3 protein-coding genes and 1 pseudogene are annotated in these 3,885 nt (G+C 72.1%); 2 read left to right on the forward strand and 2 right to left on the reverse strand.

Annotated elements, in window-relative coordinates:
- A partial coding sequence (locus ACY34K_RS33670) for a peroxiredoxin-like family protein (RefSeq protein WP_462754043.1) occupies nucleotides 1-596 on the reverse strand: 596 nt, incomplete at its 3' end.
- Between the two features lie 69 nt (nucleotides 597-665).
- Here ACY34K_RS33670 and ACY34K_RS33675 point away from each other — a divergent pair.
- Nucleotides 666-1,280, forward strand: a complete 615-nt coding sequence (locus ACY34K_RS33675; protein ID WP_462754045.1) for a TetR/AcrR family transcriptional regulator — start codon at nucleotides 666-668, stop codon at nucleotides 1,278-1,280.
- A gap of 27 nt (nucleotides 1,281-1,307) precedes the next feature.
- Here ACY34K_RS33675 and ACY34K_RS33680 read toward each other — a convergent pair whose 3' ends face one another.
- On the reverse strand, nucleotides 1,308-3,431 hold the full coding sequence (locus tag ACY34K_RS33680) for a SpoIIE family protein phosphatase (protein ID WP_462754047.1): 2,124 nt from the start codon (nucleotides 3,429-3,431) through the stop codon (nucleotides 1,308-1,310).
- A gap of 213 nt (nucleotides 3,432-3,644) precedes the next feature.
- Between ACY34K_RS33680 and ACY34K_RS33685 the strand changes: the two are divergent.
- Nucleotides 3,645-3,885, forward strand: a pseudogene (locus tag ACY34K_RS33685) (siderophore-interacting protein); the annotation flags it as partial.

The following is a 3,885-nucleotide window of genomic DNA, read 5'->3' on the forward strand; positions in this document are numbered from 1 at the left end:
GCGGCACCCGGCACGGAAACCGGGCGCGAGGCGCGTGACGCCAGTTCCAGGAGTTCGTCCACCGACCACTGGTCGTAGACGTGCTCGCCGTACGTGGCGGCGACGACGCGGCCGTCCGGTGCGATCAGGAAGTCGGCGGGAAGGCCGAGCCGGCCACCGTGCGGGGTGGTGGCCGGTCCGCGTTCCCGTCCGCGGGCGATCTCCCGGCCGCTGCGCAGTACCGCCCGGAGGATCGGTCCCCATGCACGGGGACTGAGCAGCGCACGGGGTGCGGATTCCACGCCGAACTCTGTGTACAGCCGCCTGTCGGGGTCGGCGACGACGGCGAACGGCAGGCCGTCGGTGTGCTCCCGCAGCTCCTCGGCGGGTGAGTGGAAGAGCACGACCTCGCGGATGCCGGCGGCCTCGATCTCGTCGTGCCGCAGGACGATCGACCTCAGGTGCAGATTGCAGACCGGACAGCCGGCGAACCGCCGGAACTGAAGGTGGATCAGTCGTTCCGGGTCCGGGACGGCCACGGGGGCGCCGGAGACCGGGGTGAGCCGGCGGCCGGCGACGGTGGAGCCCGACTCGACGGGCCTGCGCGGTGCGGGCATGGATGATCCCTTCGTAAGCGTATGGCGTACACCTACAAGCGTAGGCGTATGCCGTACGCTGTCAATGCCATGCCACGTCCCCGTTCACTGACCCAGGATCAACTGGCCGCCGCCGCCCTCGCCGTGATCGACCGCGACGGCCTCGGCGGGCTGTCCATGCGCGCGGTCGCCCAGGAGCTCGGCAGGAGCACCATGGCGGTCTACCGGTACGTCGAGGACCGCGAGGAACTCGAAAGGCTGGTCGTCGAACTCGTCCTCGGCCGTGTCGACGCCGAGCCACCGCCGTCCGGCACTCCGTGGCGCGAGCGGATCGAGGTCATGGCGCGGCGTCTGCGCGACACCGTGGGCGCCCATCCCTCGATCGTTCCGCTGACCATCGTCCACCGGCACCGCTCGGTCGGTGTGCTGCGCTGGTCGGAGGCCGTACTCGCGATCCTCGGAGAGGCGGGCGTCGAGGGCGAGCGGCGGGTCGTCGCGCTGCGCGGTCTGCTCAGCTACGTCATCGGGGCGATCCAGCTGGAGCATTTCGGGCCGCTGTCCGGCGACGGCACGATCACCATCGCCGGCCTGCCGTCGTCCGACTTCCCGTACATGGCCGAAACCGCGAGGGACGCCCGGAAGGTCGGTGCCGACCAGGAATTCCTGGGCGGTCTCGCCCTGATGCTGCACGGCCTGGACGCCTGACGTCCGGCACGGGTCGGCGGCGGGCGGTCAGTCTCCGTCCGGCCGCACCCGCAGGACGAGCAGGGCGATGTCGTCCGTGCGCTGCCGCTCGGGCCGGACCTTCCGCAACACGGTGTCGACGAGGTGGTCGAGGTCCCGGTCGTCGACGGCGTCGAGGTGCCGCGCGAAACCGGCGATGGAGACGTCCAGGTCCGTACCCGGGGTCTCGACGAGCCCGTCCGTGTAGAGCGTGAGCATCAGTCCGGGGGTGAGCGGGATCTCCGTGAGGGGGTAGTCGGCGGTCGGGTCGATGCCCAGCAGCGGGCCGGGCGGGACGTCGACGGGGGCGGTGCCGGTGCCCGGCAGGCGCAGGAGGGGCGGCGGATGACCGGCGCTCGCCAGACGTACGCGGCCTTCGGCGAAATCCAGGTGGGCGTAGAGGCAGCTGGTGAACAGGCCGAGGTCGAGATCGGTCAGGAGCCGGTTGGTGCGGGCGAGGACCTGGTCGGGTGGCACGCCCACGGTGGAATGGGCGTGCACGCCGGTACGGACCTGGCCCATCAGGGCGGCCGCGGCCACGTTGTGCCCCTGGACGTCGCCGATGACGGCCGCGACGGCGGTGTCACCGAGGCGGATCAGGTCGTAGAAGTCACCGCCGATGTCCATGCCTCGTGTGGCGGGCAGGTAGCGGGCGGTCACGTCCAGGCCCGTGACCTCCGGGAGCGTGTGCGGCAGCAGCGCTTCCTGGAGGCCGTGGGCCAGCTGGTGCTTGGTGTCGTAGAGACGGGCGCGGTCGAGGGCCTGGGCGATGAGCCCGGCGAGGGAGGTCAGGACGGCGCGTTCCTCGGCCGAGAAGCTGTGGGGGTGGTCGTAGGACAGGACGCAGCAGCCGACGGGCCGGCCGGAGATGATCAGCGGCAGGAACGCCCACGCCTCCTTGCCGCTCACCGTCAGCGCGTCGGGGTAGATGCGCCGCATCTCCTGCGGGTCGGCGAAGAACGAGGGGATGCCGGTGGTGAGCGCCCGTCCGGCCGGGGTGAACGTCGTGTCGAGCGGGAGGCCGTCGAGGCGCTCGATGACGTCCTGGGGGTAGCCGCGGTGTCCGGTGATGCGCAGCCGGCCGGCGTCGGCGGCCGAGAGGACCAGGCTCTGTGCGCCGAACGCGGGCATGATCTGGTCGGCGATGAGGTCGACGACGTCCTGGACGCCGACGACCTCGGTCAGGCCGGCCGCCAGATGCAGGAGCTGGTACAGCCGGCCCGCCCGGGCGGGCGCGGGAGTGCCCGTGGACTGCCGGGTCGCGGGCCACGGCGGTGGCTCGGCACCGGTGGGGACGATGCGGATGCTGATGCCGCTGGCGTCCGGGTAGAGGTGGAAGTCCAGCCATTGGCCGGGCGGGCGGCAGGCGGTGAAGGCAACGGGTTCGCGGCTGATCACGGCGGCGCGGTAGCGGTCCTCGTAGGTGGGGTCGTCGAGCCAGGGGAGGGACCGCCAAGGGATCGTCCCGAGCAGTTGCCCGGCGTCCCGGCCCAGGAGTGCCGCGGCTCCGGAGCTGAGGAAGGCGATGCGCCCTTCCAGGTCGAGGGAGCAGGATCCGCCGGGCAGGCGCTCGGCGAAGTCGGCGGCGGCCAGCTCGGGGCTCACGGCGCGCCTGCCCGCCTGCGCGGTGAGCACCCGTGGCGCTCCGCCCGGGGCCGGCGCCCTCCCGGCCGCCGCTGCCTCGTCCAGCAGCAGGGCCAGCGTCCGGCAGGTGGCGGCGATGTGGCCCTGCTCACGTCGGGTCATATGCGGTGGGCGGGTGGCCGGCCACATCAGCAGCAGCGCACCCCACGCGCGGATGCCGGTGACCGGTGCGGCGGCCAGGGCGACGGGATAGGGCAGCGCCACCGCCGTTCGGGGATAGGACCGGGCCATCTTCTCCTGGTTGCCGACCCAGACCAGCCGGTCCTCGCGCACCGCCTCGGCCACGGGTGCGGGGGAGGCCACTGGGACTCTCGACCAGGGTGCGGCGGCTTCGGCCGGCGCCCCGTACAGCACCTCCAGGCACAGTACCCGCTCGTCCGCGGCGAGCAGGTAGAGGGCGCCGATGGTGGCGCCGGTCCTGCGGACCGTCTCGGCGAGCGCGGCGTCCACCTCGTCGGTGTCGACCGCCGGACCACCCGTGCCGGTCACGAAGCACCTCCAGGGTCGCGGCTCCTCCGGAGAGGTTTGGGTGCACTTCAACCATATGCACGAGGGGCCGCTGCCGCCGTCGCGGTAGCCCCGAACGGATCCCGGTCGTCAATTGCCTTTCCGTGCCCTTTCCCGCCGCTCACACCTGTACCATGATCCTCGGTTAGGTTAGGCTGACCTAACCGAGGGGATGTACGACGAGGGGAGCCCGGGGTGGGGCACGGCTGGGAAGGCATGGTCCTCAAGCTGATGCGTGGCCAGGACTTCACGTTCACCGTGGAGTCCAACGAGAAGGTCGGCGACCGCCTTCGCAGGATCCGCCTCGGCGACGGCGGCATGCTCGGAGCGACGGGGACGCACCCCACGATGTGGGTGCGGCTGTGGTTCGCCAACGCCGGCAAACCGCACCAGCGCGCCTACACCCTGGTGGACCCGGATCCGGCGGCCGGGACCT

This window comes from Streptomyces sp. STAM6 (assembly GCF_054963715.1).

Bases quoted from the DNA above. Each gene is read 5' to 3' on its own strand.
- ACY34K_RS33675 (WP_462754045.1), top strand. From the start codon at position 666: ATGCCACGTCCCCGTTCACTGACCCAGGATCAACTGGCCGCCGCCGCC.